This is a genomic window from Microbacterium sp. NPDC056569, assembly GCF_042793475.1.
Classification (GTDB): domain Bacteria; phylum Actinomycetota; class Actinomycetes; order Actinomycetales; family Microbacteriaceae; genus Microbacterium.
This window is the reverse complement of the sequence record NZ_JBHTUV010000004.1, coordinates 264,285-281,432: the sequence shown is the minus strand read 5'-3', so window position 1 is coordinate 281,432 and position 17,148 is coordinate 264,285. Positions and strand designations below refer to the sequence as shown.

General features: G+C 71.6%; 19 protein-coding genes. 8 read left to right on the top strand and 11 right to left on the bottom strand.

The window, feature by feature from the left end:
* Positions 1 to 20: 20 nt before the first annotated feature.
* From ACFQ7C_RS07345 to ACFQ7C_RS07320, 6 genes are all read right to left on the bottom strand, one after another.
* A complete protein-coding gene (locus ACFQ7C_RS07345; RefSeq protein ID WP_378898850.1) occupies positions 21 to 641 on the bottom strand; it encodes a GyrI-like domain-containing protein in 621 nt (206 codons plus the stop codon).
* Positions 638 to 1,726, bottom strand: coding sequence for a phosphogluconate dehydrogenase (NAD(+)-dependent, decarboxylating) (gnd, locus tag ACFQ7C_RS07340; RefSeq protein WP_378898849.1), 1,089 nt, complete (start codon positions 1,724 to 1,726; stop codon positions 638 to 640). Before gnd ends, ACFQ7C_RS07345 begins: the two co-directional genes overlap by 4 nt.
* A gap of 53 nt (positions 1,727 to 1,779) precedes the next feature.
* Entirely contained in the window at positions 1,780 to 2,424 is a 645-nt protein-coding gene (locus ACFQ7C_RS07335; RefSeq protein WP_378898848.1) for a DUF1345 domain-containing protein, read from the bottom strand.
* Between the two features lie 69 nt (positions 2,425 to 2,493).
* Positions 2,494 to 4,194 carry an ABC1 kinase family protein gene (locus ACFQ7C_RS07330; RefSeq protein WP_378898847.1) on the bottom strand — a complete coding sequence of 567 codons (1,701 nt, stop codon included), beginning with the start codon at positions 4,192 to 4,194 and terminating at the stop codon, positions 2,494 to 2,496.
* A gap of 126 nt (positions 4,195 to 4,320) precedes the next feature.
* Positions 4,321 to 4,881: a PadR family transcriptional regulator gene (locus ACFQ7C_RS07325; protein WP_378898846.1), complete on the bottom strand. Its 561-nt coding sequence runs from the start codon at positions 4,879 to 4,881 to the stop codon at positions 4,321 to 4,323.
* 124 nt (positions 4,882 to 5,005) lie between these two features.
* Positions 5,006 to 5,500: a DUF427 domain-containing protein gene (locus ACFQ7C_RS07320; RefSeq protein WP_378898845.1), complete on the bottom strand. Its 495-nt coding sequence runs from the start codon at positions 5,498 to 5,500 to the stop codon at positions 5,006 to 5,008.
* A 127-nt stretch (positions 5,501 to 5,627) separates the two neighbouring features.
* On the opposite strand from ACFQ7C_RS07320, the gene ACFQ7C_RS07315 reads away from it, so the two are divergent.
* Positions 5,628 to 6,236: a flavodoxin family protein gene (locus tag ACFQ7C_RS07315; protein ID WP_378898844.1), complete on the top strand. Its 609-nt coding sequence runs from the start codon at positions 5,628 to 5,630 to the stop codon at positions 6,234 to 6,236.
* A gap of 13 nt (positions 6,237 to 6,249) precedes the next feature.
* On the opposite strand, the gene ACFQ7C_RS07310 is transcribed toward ACFQ7C_RS07315, so the two are convergent.
* Positions 6,250 to 7,668: a dihydrolipoyl dehydrogenase family protein gene (locus tag ACFQ7C_RS07310; RefSeq protein WP_378898843.1), complete on the bottom strand. Its 1,419-nt coding sequence runs from the start codon at positions 7,666 to 7,668 to the stop codon at positions 6,250 to 6,252.
* Positions 7,669 to 7,820: 152 nt separating this feature from the next.
* Here ACFQ7C_RS07310 and ACFQ7C_RS07305 point away from each other — a divergent pair, with 152 nt between their 5' ends.
* From ACFQ7C_RS07305 to ACFQ7C_RS07280, 6 genes are all read left to right on the top strand, one after another.
* Positions 7,821 to 8,645, top strand: a complete 825-nt coding sequence (locus tag ACFQ7C_RS07305) for an ABC transporter ATP-binding protein (protein WP_378898842.1) — start codon at positions 7,821 to 7,823, stop codon at positions 8,643 to 8,645.
* The gene (locus ACFQ7C_RS07300) at positions 8,642 to 9,313 is read left to right on the top strand and encodes an ABC transporter permease (RefSeq protein ID WP_378898841.1); all 672 of its coding nucleotides are present in this window, start codon (positions 8,642 to 8,644) and stop codon (positions 9,311 to 9,313) included. Before ACFQ7C_RS07305 ends, ACFQ7C_RS07300 begins: the two co-directional genes overlap by 4 nt.
* Positions 9,310 to 10,035 carry an ABC transporter permease gene (locus tag ACFQ7C_RS07295; RefSeq protein ID WP_378898840.1) on the top strand — a complete coding sequence of 242 codons (726 nt, stop codon included), beginning with the start codon at positions 9,310 to 9,312 and terminating at the stop codon, positions 10,033 to 10,035. The genes ACFQ7C_RS07300 and ACFQ7C_RS07295 overlap by 4 nt, the downstream gene beginning before the upstream one ends.
* Before the next feature lie 27 nt (positions 10,036 to 10,062).
* Positions 10,063 to 10,974, top strand: coding sequence for an ABC transporter substrate-binding protein (locus ACFQ7C_RS07290; RefSeq protein WP_378898839.1), 912 nt, complete (start codon positions 10,063 to 10,065; stop codon positions 10,972 to 10,974).
* 156 nt (positions 10,975 to 11,130) lie between these two features.
* Entirely contained in the window at positions 11,131 to 12,570 is a 1,440-nt protein-coding gene (locus tag ACFQ7C_RS07285) for a hypothetical protein (protein WP_378898838.1), read from the top strand.
* A 41-nt stretch (positions 12,571 to 12,611) separates the two neighbouring features.
* Positions 12,612 to 12,911 carry a hypothetical protein gene (locus tag ACFQ7C_RS07280; protein ID WP_378898837.1) on the top strand — a complete coding sequence of 100 codons (300 nt, stop codon included), beginning with the start codon at positions 12,612 to 12,614 and terminating at the stop codon, positions 12,909 to 12,911.
* Between the two features lie 12 nt (positions 12,912 to 12,923).
* Here ACFQ7C_RS07280 and ACFQ7C_RS07275 read toward each other — a convergent pair whose 3' ends face one another.
* Positions 12,924 to 13,325: a DUF3054 domain-containing protein gene (locus ACFQ7C_RS07275; RefSeq protein ID WP_378898836.1), complete on the bottom strand. Its 402-nt coding sequence runs from the start codon at positions 13,323 to 13,325 to the stop codon at positions 12,924 to 12,926.
* Positions 13,322 to 14,065: a sulfurtransferase gene (locus ACFQ7C_RS07270; RefSeq protein ID WP_378898835.1), complete on the bottom strand. Its 744-nt coding sequence runs from the start codon at positions 14,063 to 14,065 to the stop codon at positions 13,322 to 13,324. Before ACFQ7C_RS07270 ends, ACFQ7C_RS07275 begins: the two co-directional genes overlap by 4 nt.
* A 193-nt stretch (positions 14,066 to 14,258) precedes the next feature.
* Here ACFQ7C_RS07270 and ACFQ7C_RS07265 point away from each other — a divergent pair, with 193 nt between their 5' ends.
* Positions 14,259 to 14,483: a hypothetical protein gene (locus ACFQ7C_RS07265; protein ID WP_378898834.1), complete on the top strand. Its 225-nt coding sequence runs from the start codon at positions 14,259 to 14,261 to the stop codon at positions 14,481 to 14,483.
* A 54-nt stretch (positions 14,484 to 14,537) separates the two neighbouring features.
* Here ACFQ7C_RS07265 and ACFQ7C_RS07260 read toward each other — a convergent pair whose 3' ends face one another.
* A complete protein-coding gene (locus ACFQ7C_RS07260) occupies positions 14,538 to 15,473 on the bottom strand; it encodes an SDR family oxidoreductase (RefSeq protein ID WP_378898833.1) in 936 nt (311 codons plus the stop codon).
* A 144-nt stretch (positions 15,474 to 15,617) separates the two neighbouring features.
* Entirely contained in the window at positions 15,618 to 17,021 is a 1,404-nt protein-coding gene (locus ACFQ7C_RS07255) for an amidase (protein WP_378898832.1), read from the bottom strand.
* Positions 17,022 to 17,148 lie beyond the last annotated feature (127 nt).

Here is a 17,148-nt window from a genome sequence, read left to right as displayed (position 1 = left end):
GGGTCGCAGCATCCGTCTCACTATCCGGCGGGCTCGACGGGCTGGCGCAGGATCGTGCGCAGCTTTTCGGGAGCCGTGCGCCGGGGGTCCGCGAGATAGATCTCGTGGTGCAGGCCCCGCATGCGCAGGCCCGAGGCGGGGATGAACCGATCGTGCATCTCGGCCAGCACCGGCGTCTCGTCGTCGTAGGAACCGATGTGGAGGGTCTGGACCGACCGGCCTTCGGCGAGTTCGGCGAGGCGCAGCCGATCGACGGCCGGTGACCCGCCCTTGGTGGTCGCGGCGGCTCGCGCCCGTTCCACCAGATCGGCGTCGATCCACTCCGGGACCAGGCTCATCATGGTCCAGCTCCAGCGCGACTTGTCGCGATCCGTCGTGAACGTCGCCATGTCGTCGGACCACCAGAGCCCCTCGAGAGGCATCACGACGTAGTCGCGGCCGAGCTCGGCCTTGCTCAGGAACTTGAGCTTGTATGCGACGCCGAACACGGCCGCGACGGCCTCGCCGTACTGCTCGGAGGTGTTCGGATCGCCATGGCCGTCGACCATGAGATACCGCAAGGGCGGGACGTCGACGATCTCGAACGCCCCTCGCGGCGCGGTGTATGCCGCGATCGACTTCTTCAGGTCGACCTTCGTCACGACGCGCCGTCGGTCTCGGACTGGCCGCCGCTGGACGACTCGGACTTGCGCCCGCCCGCCTCGAGGACGTCGCCGGCGGGCAGCTCCTGGTGACCGCCGAACTGCAGCCGCATCGCCGAGAGCACCTGGTTCGCGAACTGGTCCTCACCGCGGGAGGCGAACCGCTCGAACAGGGATGCCGCCAGCACGGGCACCGGAACTCCCGTGTCGACCGCGGCCTTGACGGTCCAGCGTCCCTCGCCCGAGTCGGAGACGCGTCCCGCGAGCCCGTCGAGCGTCGGGTTGCCCTGGAGCGCGGCCGCGGTCAGGTCGAGGAGCCACGACGAGATCACCGATCCGCGTCGCCACAGCTCGGCGACCTTCGGGGTGTCGATGGTGAACTGGTAGAACTCCGGCTCCTCCAGCGGCGCGACCTCGGCCGAGTGCTCGGCCTCCTTCACGCCGGCGTCGGCGTGCTCGAGGATGTTGAGGCCCTCGGCGAGCGCCGCCATCACGCCGTACTCGATGCCGTTGTGCACCATCTTCACGAAGTGGCCCGCGCCCGACGGCCCGCAGTGCAGGTACCCCAGCTCCTCGGGGGCGAAGTCACCGGTGCGCCCGGGCGTGCGCCCGACCTCGCCGCTTCCGGGCGCGATCGTCCGGAGGATCGGCTCGATGCGCGCGAACGCCTCGTCGGGTCCGCCGACCATGAGGCAGTAGCCGCGCTCCAGCCCGAACACCCCGCCGCTCGTGCCCACGTCGACGTAGTGGATGCCGCTCGCGCGCAGCACGGCCGCGCGCCGCACGTCGTCGCGGTAGTTCGAGTTGCCCCCGTCGATGATGATGTCGCCCGGCTCGAGCAGCGCGGCGACCTCGTCGACGACCTTGCCGGTGAGCCCTGCGGGGATCATGAGCCAGACGGCACGCGGCGCCTCGAGCTGCGCGACCAGCTCGGCGAGGCTTCCCGCGCCGTCGGCGCCTTCCGCCGCCAGGCCCGCGACGGCGTCGGCACTCACGTCGTACACGACGCATTCGTGCCCGTCTCGCATCAGGCGACGCACGATGTTGCCGCCCATCCGGCCGAGGCCCACCATTCCCAGCTGCATCACCGCTCCTCTGCTCGTGTGGTCGGGCGTCGACGACGCCCCGTGCTCGAAGTCTAGGGAGCAGGAGGCGCCGCGTTGATGATCGTGGTGAAGGCCAGCACGATGATGAGCGCGTTGAGGAAGAAGCTCGTCGTGGTGTGCCACACGACGGTCCACCGCATCCGTGTCGTGACCACCTGCACGTCCGAGACCGAGAACGTCGTCGCGTTCGTGAACGAGAAGTACACGAAGTCGGCCAGCCGCGGGCTCTCCGTGCCGGGGAAGATCAGCGGCGGGATGACGGCGAGCCGGTACCGGCGGTCGTAGATGCGCGCGAAGCCCCAGTGGTAGAGCGCCCACGACAGCAGCATCGCGAGCACGCCGACGATCTCCACCCACACCGCCCAATCGGGGTCGTTGCGCAGGACCAGGATCTCGGTGGCGGCGATGATCCCCACGATGCTCGCGAGGAACGTCGCCGTCACGGAGACGGCGGCGACGACCGGGTGCGCATCGAACCGTCCGATCCAGCGGGGGGCGGCGATCCGGGAACGCTTCACGCTCGTGCCCACGACGATGACGGAAGCCAGCCAGTAGAGACTGCCGAGCACGCACCAGCCGGCGAGCGCGTCGAGGGTGCCCTCGACGTCCTCCGCGAGGATGATGGCGAGTCCGAGCCAGATCAGCGCGAGCTGCACGAGCAGATCCGCACCCCTCACGATGACCGCCCAGACCACACGCACCCCCGAGGACGAGTTCCTGGGTGCCACCGTACTGGGTGAGGCCCCTCAGCCGTGGGGTCCGCGCCGGCCCGAGAATCCCGCGAACAGCGCGTAGAGCACCGGTACGAGCGACGCGATCATCAGCACGGTGCCGATCGTGAGGTCTTCGGCGCGCAGCACCGCGCCGCTGATCAGCAGCCCGGCGAAGAGGACCGCCGCCACGACGCGTCGGCCCATGCGTTCGAGGCGGCGCAGCCACCGGTCGAGCTTCGGCACGTCGGCGACCAGGCGTCCGTCCTCGATGCGCGTGACCATGTCGTCGAGGCGGCGCGGCAGTCGCGCGACGACGCCGGCCACCGACGCCGCCTCCTGCGCGAGCGCCTTCGCGGCGTTGCCCCGCTCGTCGCGCAGCAGTCGGGCGGCATACGGCTCCACGGCGTCCCACACGTTGAACGCGGGATCGAGCGAGCTGCACATGCCGCTGGTGAGCGACACTGCCCGGATGATCAGCAGGAAGTTCTCGGGCAGCTGGAACGGCAGTGAGCGCATCACGTCGCCGAACTCCTTGGCGAACTGGCGGAACTCGCGGGGATCCACCTCCTGCAGCTCCGCGAACCCCATGCCGCCGAAGCGCGCGAACAGCGCCGTCATGGCGCGTTCGAGCTCGATCGTGTCGGCCGACGGGAGGAGCACGCCGACGGCGCGGATGCTCTCGATCATCTGCGCGCTGTTGCGCGAGGCGACGGCGATCATGAGCCGCTGCAGGCTGTGCCTCAGCGTGTCGGGGACCTCGCCCATCATGCCGAAGTCGATGAAGGTCAGGGTCCACGGGTGACGGGCATCGCCGGCCGAACGGGCGACCGGCGTCACGAAGATGTTGCCCGGGTGGGGGTCGGCGTGGAAGAAGCCCCGCAGGAACAGCTGGTCGAACATGACGTTCGCGAACTCGACCGCCACCTCCGCGGGATCGATGCCCGCAGCGCGCAGCCCGTCGACGTCGTTGATCTTGATCGCCGTGACGTCGGCGAGCGTCAGCACGCGGCGCGTCGTGCGCTCCCACGCGATCTCGGGCACGGTGACGCGGGGGTCGCCCGCGAAGTCGGACGCGAACCGCTCCGCGTTCTGCGCTTCGTGCAGGTAGTCGATCTCCTGGCGGCTCGTGTGGGCGAACTCCTCCACCAGCGCGGGAAGGTCGACGTGGTCGCGCACGACGCGCACGCGACTGAGCCAGCCGGCCACTCGCCGCAGCGCCGCCAGGTCGACGTCGACGATCTCCTCGATGCCCGGCCGCTGCACCTTGACGACGACGTCGGCGAAGCCGGTCTCCGCCGCGTCGGCCGGCGTCAGCCGCGCACGATGCGCTTGGCCGAGGGATGCTGCGGCCACGGGTGTCTCGTCGACCCACTCGAACGCCCGGTCGAGAGGAACACCCAGTTCGGCCTCTGCGAGCTCGCGGATCGCGGGGAAGGCGACCGGCGGGACCTCGTCCTGCAGCCCCTCCAGCTCCTTCGTGATCTCGGGGGGCAGCACGTCCAGCCGCGACGAGAGGAACTGACCGACCTTGATCATGAGACCGCCGTACTGGACGGCGAGCGCGTGGAACCGGCGGGCGATGTTCTGGAGGCGCTTCGCGCGGCCGCGTGCGGCGAGGGCGCCGAAGCCGAACCGCGGGAGGATCAGCTCGTACCACCACGCCTGCACCATGTAGCGGCCGGCGAAGCGCAGGATCCGGCGATAGCGGGCGCGCGGGTTCCCGACGTCGGCCATCGAAGCTCCTAGGCAGTGCTGGTCAGCTGGTTCGGGGGTGCGTGCGATCCCGGTCGCCCGGGATCGTGCGCCCCCCGCCCCGAACCCGAGGCCCCGGGCCGACGCCGTCCGCCGGCACGCCGGCCGTCAGTCCTGAGCCAGGATCGAGTAGAGCTTACGCCGCGCCTCGTCGAGTACCTCGACGGCCTTGGCCACCTGCTCGGGCGTGCCGCTGCGGCCGACCGTCGCGGCGGCCTGGGCGAGCTTCGCGCCGGCCTTCGGGAGCGCGGTGGCGCGTCCTGAGTCGCGCGACCCTGCCGACTCCCACGGCGCCGACTGGCCCTCGGCCGCAGCCGCCTCGGCGCGGCCCGCCTCGGTGAGCGAGTACGTCTTCTTGCCGTTCGACTCCTCGGCGGCGACCAGACCCTCGTCGGCGAGCAGCTGCAGCGTCGGATAGACCGAGCCGGGGCTCGGCTTCCATGCGCCGTCGCTGCGCGCCTCGATCTCCTGGATGATCTGATACCCGTGCATGGGCTTCTCGGCGAGGATCGCGAGCACCGCTGCGCGCACGTCCCCCTTCGTGGCGCGCGGCGAGAAGCCCTTCTCGAACGTCTCTTTCAACTGGTCCATCGCGTCCCAGAAGCTGCCCGGAAGCCCCGAGCCCTGCCCCCCTGGACGCTGACCGAATCCCTGGAACGAACCGCTCATGACGACCTCCTGAACGAGCGTGCACCGATACCCTGACGATACCTACCGATATATCGGTGAGCAAGGGATCGGGCTGGGTGTTCGCTGTGTTCCCGCGGGAGGGATGCGGCAGCATCCGTCCTCCTCACCAGCCGAGAGAACCCGGTGAGCCTTTGAAGGGACCGACGATCTCGGGGGTGATCCACCCGCCGTAGAAGCGCCCGGGCTGGGGCACGACCTCGACACCGTCGAGCGTGCAGTCGTCCATCTCTCGCGCGTACACCGCCACCCGCCCCACGAGGGGCTCGAAGCCCGCGGACGGACGCGGGTACGTCCACGCCGCGCGCGGGCGCACCGCGCCTCCTCCGCGCACGTCGAAGTAGGCGGCGCCGCCCTTGAACTCGCAGTACGACGCCCCCTCACCAGGTGCGAGGGCCCCGTCGGCGAATGCGTGGATCGGCAGGTAGTACACCGGTGGATGGCTCGTCTCGAGGATGCGGACGACGTCATCGGTGTCGACGATGACCTCGCCGCCCAGCCGGATCCGCGCTGTGCGCTCGACCCGCTCGAGGCGCGGCGGGCGAGGGTAGTCCCACACCGATTCCTGGCCGGGACCGACCGGCATCGGCTCAGGTCGCATGACGGTCCTCCTCACGGCGGCGGTGCGAGGTCAGCGTACCTCGCGGCACTCCGGGGATGCTGTGTCAACCCCCGGGCCGAGAGCACGCCGGGTCCGTAGCCTGCCCGAGGACGTGAAAGGAACCCTCATGCTCCGCGCACTCGCACTGAACTGCACACTCAAGCCGTCTCCCGGGAAGTCGAGCGGCGAGCTGCTCGCGCAGCAGGTCCTCGACGCGCTCTCCCAGCACGACGTCGAAGGCGAGCAGGTGCGCGTCGTCGACTTCGACGTCCGGCCGGGTGTCGACGCCGACATGGGCGACGGCGACGAGTGGCCGCGGATCCGTGAGAAGGTCATGGCCGCCGACATCCTCGTCTTCGCGACGCCGACCTGGATGGGGCACATGTCCAGTGTCGCTCAGCGTGTGCTCGAGCGGCTCGACGCCGAACTGGCCGAGACCGACGACGAGGGCCGTGCGATCCTCGCCGGCAAGGTCGCCGTGACGGTCGTCGTCGGCAACGAGGACGGCGCCCACGCCATCACCGCCGACGCGTATCAGGCACTCGGCGACGTCGGCTTCAGCATCCCGTCGCAAGGCGGCGTGTACTGGAACGGCGAGGCGATGCAGACGACCGACTACAAGGATCTGCCGGCGACGCCCGAGAAGGTCGCCACGGCGACGGCCACGCTCGCCCGCAACGCCGCCCACCTGGCGAGGATCCTCACGGAGCGCCCGTACCCCGCGCCCCCGGCATAACGGCGGGTGCGGGTCAGCGCCCGTACTCCTCGAGCCACCGCAGCCACACCTCGCTGATCGTCGGATACGACGGCACCGCGTGCCACAGCCGCTCGATCGGCACCTCGCCGACGATCGCGATCGTGGCGGCGTGAAGCATCTCGCCCACGTCCTGCCCGACGAACGTCGCACCGACGAGCACGCGGCGCTCCTCGTCCACGATCGCCCGCGCTCGCCCCTGGTAGTCGTCGGCGACCTCGCTCGCCCCCGCGATCCAGTACAGGTCGTAGTCGATGACACGGATGCTGAGTCCCGCGTCGCGGGCCGACTTCTCGGTGTGCCCGACCGCCGCGATCTCAGGATCGGTGAAGACCACCTGCGGCACCGCCGAGTGATCGGCGGTGGCGACGTGCCTGCCCCACGGCGCGTCGTCGACCTCGGCGGCCTTCGCCCGTGCGGCGATGACGTCGCCCGCGGCGCGACCCTGGTACTTGCCCTGGTGGGTGAGCAGGGCGCGGTGGTTGACATCGCCGACGGCGTACAGCCAGTCCACCCCCCGCACCCGCAGCGTGTCGTCGACGTCGAGCCAGGAGCCGGGCTCGAGCCCGACCGTCTCCAGGCCGAGGTCCTCGGTGCGCGGCACGCGGCCCGTCGCCACCAGCACCTCGGCGGCCCGCACCTCCGACCCGTCCGACAGCGACAGCACGACCTCGCCGTCGTCGTCGCGCGAGACCCCCTCGACCTCGACCCCGGTCCTGACGGTCGCCCCGGCATCCGTCAGCGCCTTCTGGACGGCCTCGCCGGCGAAGGGCTCCACGCCCCGCAGCAGCCCGGAGCGGGCGATCAGGGTCACGGTGGAACCGAACGACGTGTACAGCGTCGCCATCTCACTGCCGACCGTGCCGCCGCCGAGCACCGCGAGCGACGTCGGCACGTCGCGCACGCCCGTGGCCTCGCGACTGGTCCAGGGCTCGACCTCGCGCAGGCCCGGGATGTCGGGCAGGAGCGCCGCCGAGCCGGTCGACACCACGACGGCGTGGCGTGCGACGAGGACCTTCTCGACACCGTCGGCAGCGGTGACGGTGACCTCGCGCTCGCCCGTGAGGCGCCCGTGGCCGCGGACGAGATCGATGCCCGCGCCCTGGAGCCAGTCCACCTGCGACGTGTCGTCCCAGTTGTGCACGAGCTCGTCGCGGCGCACCAGGGTCCTGGCTACGTCGACGGTTCCGGTGACCGCCTCGGCGGCCCCCTTCACCCGGCGGGCCGCCTGCACCGCCGCGCTCGCGCGCAGCATCGCCTTCGAGGGGATGCACGCCCAGTACGAGCACTCGCCTCCGACGAGCTCGCTCTCCACGACGACGACCGACAGGCCGCCCTGGGTGGCCCTGTCGGCGACGTTCTCGCCCACGGGGCCGCCGCCGATGACGATGAGGTCGTACTCGCGAGCAGTCATGGGCCCTAACGTAGCGGCCGGCGATGACACGGCGAAGCGGTTGCCAGGGGCGTCCGCAGGGGGAAGGATGGCCCAGGTTACGGCGTCTGTCCAGCCTCGGCCGTCATGTCTGCGGCCTGTGGTTATGTGGGAACCCCGGCCGAAAGGGCAGCATGGCGATCGAATTCCGTGGGGTCTCGAAGCGATATCCCGATGGCACGGCCGCCGTCGAGGATTTCAGCGTGCTCATCCCCGCGCGCAAGACGACCGTCCTGGTCGGCTCGTCGGGCAGCGGCAAGACGACCCTGCTGCGCATGATCAACCGACTCGTCGATCCGACCGGCGGCGTCATCACGATCGACGACGAGCCGATCTCGGAGCGCGACCCCGTCACCCTGCGGCGGGGCATCGGCTACGTGCTGCAGAACGCCGGCCTGCTCCCCCACTTCTCCGTCGTCGACAACATCGCCACGGTCCCCGTGCTGAGCGGCGTCCCCAAGGCGAAGGCGCGCGAGCGCGCGCTCGAACTCATGGACGTCGTGGGCCTCGAGCGCGGACTCGCCAAGCGATACCCGAGCCAGCTGTCCGGCGGCCAGCAGCAGCGCGTCGGCGTCGCGCGCGCCCTCGCGGTCGACCCGAACATCCTCCTGATGGACGAGCCGTTCGGCGCGGTCGACCCGATCGTGCGCCGCGAGCTGCAGACCGAGACGCTCCGCCTGCAGAAGGAGCTCGACAAGACGATCGTCTTCGTCACGCACGACATCGACGAGGCGTTCCTCCTCGGCGACCAGGTCGTGATCCTCGAGAAAGGCGCCCGCATCGCCCAGATCGGCAGCCCGAGCGAGATCATCGAGGATCCGGCGAGCGACTTCGTGGCCGACTTCATCGGGGTCGAGCGCGGCACGCGCGCACTGCGCGCGAAGCGCACCGCGCGTGGCACGGTGCTCGTGGACGCCGCCGGGCGCACACAGGGCGTGCTCGTGGAGGACGCGCCGTGAACTGGGTCGCCGACAACGTCGACCTGATCTGGGCGCTCACCCTGGATCATCTGCGGCAGAGCGCGATCGCGATCGCTGCGGGCTTCGTCCTGTCGGTTCCGCTCGGGTGGGTGGCCTTCCGGTACACCACGCTCCGCGGCACCGTGCTCACCGTGATCGGGCTGCTGTACACGATCCCGTCGTTCGCCCTCTTCGCCGTGCTCACTCTTTTCGGCATCCCCTACCTGTCCGAGCTGAACCTCGTCGTCGCACTCACGATCTACGCCGTCGCCATCATGACCCGCTCGGTGACCGACGGCCTGGCCTCCGTCGATCCGGTGACGCGCTCTGCTGCGGTCGCGGTCGGCTTCGGCCCGTGGCGGCGGTTCTGGACCGTGGACTTCCCGCTGGCGGGACCGGTGGTCCTGGCAGGACTGCGGGTCACCGCGATGTCGACGATCTCACTCGCCACCGTCGGCACGCTGATCGGCGTGCAGAACCTCGGCTACCTCTTCACGAACGGCTCGCAGCGTCGCATCATCGCCGAGGTGTTCGCGGGCGTCGTCGCCGTCGTGATCATCGCGGTGGTCGTCGACGCGCTGCTCATGCTGGCCGGCCGCGCCCTCATGCCGTGGACGCGACGCGCCCGTGCGCCGCGGACCGCACGACTTCGGGCGGTGACGGCATGAACCTTCTGGCCGAGGCCTTCGCCTGGATCTTCTCACCCGAGCGACTGACCGGAACCCTGCCGCTGCCCACCGCGATCGCGCAGCACCTCGCGTTCACCTTCGGCTCCGTCGCCATCGCGGCGGTGATCGCGATCCCGATCGGCTGGCTCATCGGCCACACCGGGCGCGGGCGCGAGGTCGCGGTGTTCCTGTCTGGCGCGGCCCGCGCGCTGCCCGCCCTCGGCCTCGTCGTGCTGCTCGTCATGCTCTTCGGTGTCAACCTCAAGACCGAGGCGGCGGTGACGGTGTTCGTCATCCTGGCGATCCCGTCGATCCTGGCCGGTGCATACGCGGGCGTCGAGTCGATCGACCGGACCGTCATCGACGCCGGCCGCGCGATGGGAATGACCGAGTGGCAGATCCTGTTCCGGATCGAGATGCCCCTCGGCCTGTCGCTCCTCATCGGCGGACTCCGCTCCGCGACGCTGCAGGTGGTCGCGACCGTGACCATCGCCGCCTACGTCGGGCTCGGGGGCCTCGGCTTCTACATCATCCAAGGACTCGGCACACGCGACTTCGCCGAGATCCTGGGCGCTTCCATCGTCATCGTCGCGCTGGCCCTCGTGCTCGACGGACTCTTCGCGCTGCTCGCCCGCTTCGCCGTCCCCCGCACGGACGCCCGCCCCGCCCGCTCCCGCGGCGGCATCCCCGCGCTCGTCCGCGCACCGCAGTTCTCTCGCTGACCCTCACCACCCATCGGAGGTACGACAATGTCCACAGCACGAACCCGCCTGGCCATCGCACTGGCCGGCACCGCGGTCGCGGCACTCGCCCTCGCCGGCTGCGCTTCGGGCGACCCGCTCGGCGGCAGCACCGACAGCGGTGACACCGCCGACGCCTCGACGATCGTCATCGGCTCGCAGGCCTACTACTCGAACGAGATCATCGCCGAGATCTACGCGCAGGCACTCGAGGGAGCCGGCTTCACCGTCGAGCGCAACTTCAACATCGGCCAGCGCGACGCGTACATGCCGTCGCTCGAGGACGGCTCGATCGATCTGTTCCCGGAGTACACCGGCAACCTGCTGCAGTTCTTCGAGCCCGACACCACCGCGACGACCGCGGACGACGTCTACGCGGCACTGCAGGATGCCCTGCCCGAAGGCCTGACCGTGCTCGAACAGTCGTCGGCGACCGACCAGGACTCGTACAACGTCACGGCCGCGTTCGCCGAGGAGAACGGACTCGCCTCGATCGGCGACCTCGCCGGCATCGACGGACTCGTGCTGGGCGGCGCGCCCGAGCTCGAGGAGCGGCCATACGGTCCGACGGGTCTGCAGGACGTCTACGGCGTCACGGTCTCGTTCCAGCCGACCGCCGACACCACCGTCGACGAACTCGTGGCCGGCAACATCCAGGTCGCGAACGTCTACAGCGCCGACCCGCGCATCGAGACCGACGATCTGGTGACCCTCGAAGACCCCGAGGGCCTCTTCCTGGCGTCGAACGTCGTCCCGCTCGTGAACGCCGACATCGCCGACGAGATCGCCGATGTGATCAACGCGGTGAGCGCCGCGCTGACGCCCGAGGGCCTCGTCGCGCTCAACGTCGAGTCGACCGTCGACCAGCGCTCGTCCGAAGACATCGCCAAGGACTGGCTCGCCGACAACGGGCTGAGCTGACCTCGCTCGTCGCCACGAGGCGCCCCCTGCACCGCCCGCTCAGGGCTGCGCAGGGGGCGCTGCCTCGTGTCGGCGCACCCGGTGCGCACCACCCCACCGCGCACAGCGCGCACCTTCGCTAGGTTGGGCACCCAGGAGACCGAGAACAGGAGCCTCATGTCCGATCCCCTGCCTCCGGACGACCCGGCCGACGCGGCGACGTCCGGCGCGTCCGCCGATGCGACAGCTCCTCACGGCACGTCCCTTCCGCGGCGCTACAGCGCGCCCGACCTCGACGCGCCGCGGTATGCGGTCCCCGCCTACGCGGCACCGGAGCCCGGCGACGCCGTCCCTTCGCCGGCGGCACACGAGGCCTCGAGCCCCTACGCCGCGCCACACGGCTACGCGCTTCCAGGCACCGACCCGGCTGGAGCCGAGCATCCGCTCCCGCCCTACGCGCGGGACCCTGCCGCCGGCGCTCGCGCCGCTTCCGGCTACCCCGGTCCCGCGGGCTACCCCGGCACCGCGGGCTACCCCGGTGCCGCGGGGTACCCCGGTCCCGCGGGCGACCCCGGCACCGCGGGCTACCCCGGTGTGCCAGGCTCACCCGCGGCGACTGCCGGAGCCCCGTACTCCGCGCCCGGTGGCCGCGATGGGCGGCCCCGGGGGCTGGCCATCGTCGCACTGGTCTTCGCCTGCGCAGGGCTGTTCATCCTCCTTCTCGGTGCCGTCATGGGCTCGGGCGCCGGCTGGTTCTCGCCGCTGCTCCTTCTCACCGCGTTCGTGCTGTCGCTCGTCGCACTCATCAGCAGGAATCAGGGCGGCAAGGGCTTCGGCGCCGGCGCGCTGGCGACCTCGATCCTCGGCGGCCTCGTGTCCATCGTGGTCGCGGCCGCGTGGGTGCTCGGGCCGCTCGGCTCCTCCTCCGGCGAAGACGTCGTCGTCGGCGGGGACGACGGCTACTACGACGACGCCACGCCGAGCAACGCCGCGCCGGGAACGGACGGGCAGCCCGACGCCGGCGCGCAATTCCCGACGCCTCAGCAACCGGTGGTGACGGAGACCGCCTTCGGGCACGACTTCGGCGACACCTGGTGGTACGTCGTCGTGGTCGACAACCCGAACGCCGACTACGTGTTCGATGCTTTCCTCGAGGCGCAGGCGTTCGCCGCAGACGGCTCCGTGATCAGTTCCGCGATGTCGGCCGCGACCCTCCTGTCGGGCCAGACCGCGATCGTCGGCTATTTCACCCTCGAGGGCGGAGGGCAGATCGACGCCATCGGGCTGACCGTTCCCGAGGCTTCGGAAGCGACCCTCTCGCCCGCGGCTGAGACAGGCTCCTTCACCGTCGACGGAGTCACCGGCACCGCCGACCGCAGCGGCCCGTCGACGCTCATTCCGCCGGGCACCGCGACAGGCACGGTGAGCGGACGCTTCGCCGATGATCAGCGGTACGTCACCGTCACGGTGCTCGCCCGGGCGAACGACGGCCGCATCCTGGGCGCCGCCACGACGTGGGTCGACGTCGTGCCCGCCGACGGGTCCCCGGTGCCGTTCGAGGCGTGGTTCGCCGAGCTGCCTCCGGAGGTCACCCTGCAGGCGTACGCTCATCGCTGACGTGGTACCGCATGCTGCGGCCGGCGACGTACGCTGTCGCCATGTCGGTCGGCGACGCGATGGTGTGGGGATTCGTCACCGCCGTCGTCGCGCTGCCCGTCTACTTCCTGTGGTTCGCTCTCGACACACACCGCCGTCGCCGGCGCGGAGAGACTCCGTCGCACTCATCCGGCGGACTCCTCGGGGTCGAGGAGTTCTTCTACCCGACCGCTGAGAACGCCCGTGCCGTGTGGGAGGCCGAGCAGGTCATCCCGGCGCCCGCGCCGCTTCCGGGCGACGGACCGGGCGTCATCGAGGGCAACCGGATCGTCATCGAGACCGGCCTCCGCAAGGCGACCTGAGCCCGCTCCGCGTCAGCGCCGGCGGACGCGGCGAACGACCACGACGATGACGCGCCATCCCACGAGCGCGATCAGCAGGGTGAGCGACGCGACGATGACGAACGGAAGGGCTGTGCCCTGACCCGACACCCAGCGCAGCAGCATCCCCCCGCCGACGGTGATCGCCCAGACGCCCAGGCCGGTGCGCACGGGCGACGAGGGCGCGCGCCACGCTCGCGTCACGAGCCAGCCGATCCCCAGCCCGGCCAGGAACGGCCAGGCGGTCTGCCCGAGGCCCGCCCAGACGTCGGAGTCATGGCTCGCACGACCGATCGCGGCGAACGCGATCACGAGGAGGACGTCGACGGTGAGCGCCGTCCACCCGCCGGCCCGTCCGGTGCGACGAGCGTCGGTCGCAGACTCCTGCGCCGTCACGCGAGTGCTCCCGCCTTCGGGGCCAGGCCCGGGGTCAGCGCCTCCCGCTCGTCGAACACGAAGCACTCGCCGCTCCAGTGGTCGCCGCCGACGTGCTCGAAGTAGCCGAGGATCCCGCCGTCCAGCTGGTAGGCGTCGACCCCCACCTCGCGCAGATAGATCGCGGCCTTCTCGCAGCGGATGCCGCCCGTGCAGTAGCTCACGACGGTCTTCCCCTCGAGATCCGCCGCGGCGGCGGCCGCAGCATCCGGGAACTGCGTGAACCGTTCGATGCGCCAGTCGAGCGCGCCGTCGAAGGAGCCGTAGTCGACCTCGAACGCGTTCCTGGTGTCGAGAAGGACGACGTCCCGGCCGTCGTCATCGTGGCCGCTGTCGAGCCAGCGCCGGAGGGTCGCGGGTGCGACGGCCGGCGCGCGGCTCGCCTCGGGGCGGATGGTGGGGTGGTCCATGCGGATGATCTCGCGCTTGACCTTGACGAGCATCCTGCCGAACGGCTGCGCGTCCGACCAGCTCTCCTTCGTCGTGAGCGCCGCGAAGCGCGGATCCGCCCGCAGCTCGTCGACGAAGCCGCGGACCGCGACCTGGTCGCCCGCGAGGAACAGGTTGATCCCCTCCTCGGCGAGCAGGATCGTGCCTTTCAGGCCCGCGGCGACCGCGCGATCGCGCAGCACCGGACGGAGCTCGGCCGCGTCGTCGAGGCGCGTGAACAGGTACGCCGAGATGTTGAGAACGGATGCCACGCCTCCAGCCTAAGGATCCTGCGACGGCCTCCTTGCACGCACGGCGACCCCGCCCGCGCCGGTGTCCCCGGGCTGTCGCGGCTAATCCCTCACGCGCGCGAGGTCAAGGCCCTGCCCGCCGAGCCGCCCCCGGAGCAGGCTGGCGACACAGGCGGAAGCGAAGTGCCCGCCCTCATCCTCCGCAGGAGACGTCATGACCGACCCTACCGTCCCCGAGCCGCTGCCGGGTCAGACCCCGCCGGGCGAGATGCCGCCCGGGCCGGGCTCTCCCGAGCGCGCCCCTTCCCCGCAGCCCGACCCCGCCCCCGGCTTTCCGACGACGCCGGACGAGCCGACCGCCCCGTGGCCCGAGGAGCCGCTGGCTCCGCATCCCGAGGAGCCGGCGTTCCCGCAGCCGCCGGAGACGCCCATCCCGTAGGGCGCGCGGCCCACCGCTGACCTCGCCGCGCCACCGCCCGTCGCCGCGGCGCGGTCAGGCGCGCACCGCGTCCGCGCGGTCCCGCAGCAGCTCTTCGGCCGCCGCCCAGAGCCGGCCGCCCGCATCGGGGTCGGCCAGCCGCCGGTACCGAGGCACGGGGCCCGCCGGTCCGCCGAAGTGCAGCACGCCGGTGGGCCCGAAGAAGCCGGGCGCAGGGTCGATCGTCACGGCAGCGAGCAGTGCCGGCTGCGCCGCCTGCGCCGGGGTGTTGCCCAGGCGCTCCGCCAGCGCACGCCCCGGACCACCGCGATCACGAGCGCGCATGGCGGGGGCGATCCCGGTGTCGGGCACGACGCCGGGGTGGCTCAGGTGCACGACGACGCCCCAGCCCTCGGCCTCCGAGCGTCGTGCGAGCTCGTAGCCGAAGAGCCCCAGCGCCACCTTCGAGGCCCCATAGGCGCGCAGCGCCGAGTAGCGCCGCGCGGTCTGCAGGTCATCCCACGCGATCCTCGAGACGCCTGCGGCAAGGCTCAACTGCACGACGATGCGCGCGCGCCGTTCGCGCAGCAGGGGCAGCAGGGCCGTCGTCAGGGCGAAGTGCCCGAGGAAGTTCGTCTGGAGATGCAGCTCGAATCCGTCGTCGCTCACATGTCGTTCGGGGTCGCCGAGCAGCACGATGCCGGCGTTGAGCACGACGAGATCCAGAGGAGCGCGCTCGGCGCGGAGCGATTCCGCAAGCGCACGCACGGAGTCCAGGCGCGCGAGGTCCAGGTCGCGCAGCGAGATCTCGGCCTCCGGCGCGGTCTCCCACACGCTCTCGGCCGCACGCGTGCCTTTGTCGCGATTGCGAACGGGCAGCACCAGGTCCGCGCCCGCGCCCGCGAGCCCTCGCGCGATCTCGACGCCGACGCCGTCGCTCGCGCCGGTGACCAGCGCCGTGCGCCCGCGCAGGTCCGGCAGGCGGATCGGCCCCGTCGGTGTGCTGGCCATCGGTCCCCCGTTCCCCGCTCCTGTCATCGAAGAGAGCCGGCGGACGCTGCTGATACGCGCCGGCCGCCGGCTCGCGTCCGCCTCCATGGTCTCGACGCGGTCGATCACGCACCTGGGTGTGCGGCCGGTCACCCGGGACGTGCGTCACAAGGGCGGCAGCGGCGGCACCCCCGCCTCCACTGCACGCCCCGCCTCGAACAGCAGCTCTTCACCGAACGCGGGCCCGATCAGCTGCACGCCCGTCGGCATGCCGTCGGCGCCGATGCCGGCGGGCAGCGCCAGCGCCGGCAGCCCGAGGAAGTTCACGACGACCGTCAGCCAGAGGTCGCGCCACGCGCGGTCCGCGGCCTCCTGACCGCCCAGGTCGTGGTCCGGCTCGCGCATCCGGGAGGTCGACACCGGTCCCAGGATGACCGGCACCTCCACCTGCAGGCGTCGCCAGTCCGCCGCGATCACCGCGCGGCGCGCCCACGCCTCCGCGTACTCGCGCGCCGACTCGTACGGGCGCGCGGCGGCGGTGCTGTCGCGCAGGAACTCGGTGGCCGACCGCCCCAGGGGCTGCCCCAGTGCGGCCGGATCGAGCGAGATCAGCATGTCGGTGCACGACAGTCGCCGCCACAGCACCGCCGCCTCCTCGAGCCGCGGAGCATCGACGTCGACGACCTCCCACCCGGCGCGGGTGAGGGATGCTGCCGCCCGGTCGATTCCGGCGGCCACCTCGGGATCCGCCTCGACGCCCGCGGACCCGCGCACGACGCCCACGCGCCGTGGCGCCTCTTCGGGGCGCAGCGCGGACGCGGCGAGCGACATCGGGTCTGCAGCATCCCATCCCTGCATCACCCCGAGCGCGAGGACGACGTCGTCGACGCCACGCGCCATCGGCCCGTTCACCGAGAACTGCTGGAGCGTGAGTGCGACCGGCTGCCCCTGCACGGCAGCGCGCGGCACCCGCCCCTGCGAGGGGCGCAGGCCCACCACGCCCGCGGCATAGGCGGGCAGCCGGAGCGAGCCACCGAAGTCGTTGCCGAGGCCGAGCGCACTCATGCCGGTCGCGACGGCGACGGCGTCGCCCCCGCTGGATCCGCCGGCGCTGCGTTCGCGGTTCCACGGGTTGAGCGTGCGGCCGAACACGTCGTTGTCGGTGTCCCACCGCATGCCGAAGTCGGGCATGTTGCCGCGTGCCACGGGCACCGCCCCGGCAGCCCGCACCCGGTGCACGATGGTGGCGTCGCGTGCCGGTACGGCGTCCGCGAGTCCGCGCCAGCCGTTGGTCGTCGCCGACCAGGTGAGGTCGATGTTCTCCTTCACGGAGATCGGCACCCCGGCGAGGGGCCCGGGATCGCGGCCTGCGGCGAGCGCGGCGTCGACCTCGGAAGCCGCGGTGCGAGCGAGGTCGGCGAACACGACGGTGAGCGCGTTGACGCCGGGATCGACCCGCGCGATGCGGGCGAGATGCTCCTCGACGACGTCGCGGGCGGTCACCGCGCGACCCCGCACCGCAGCGGCGATCTCGGCAGCAGAGGCGGGGGAAGGAAGCGGCTGGCTCATGTCGGTCCCATCCCACCACGAGAGCACACGAACACGGTCGATCGGCGCGACCTGCTAGCACTCAGGAGACCCACAGGCAATACCCCTTGTGACGACCGCCGACGGGCGTACCTTGATCTCAGACCCC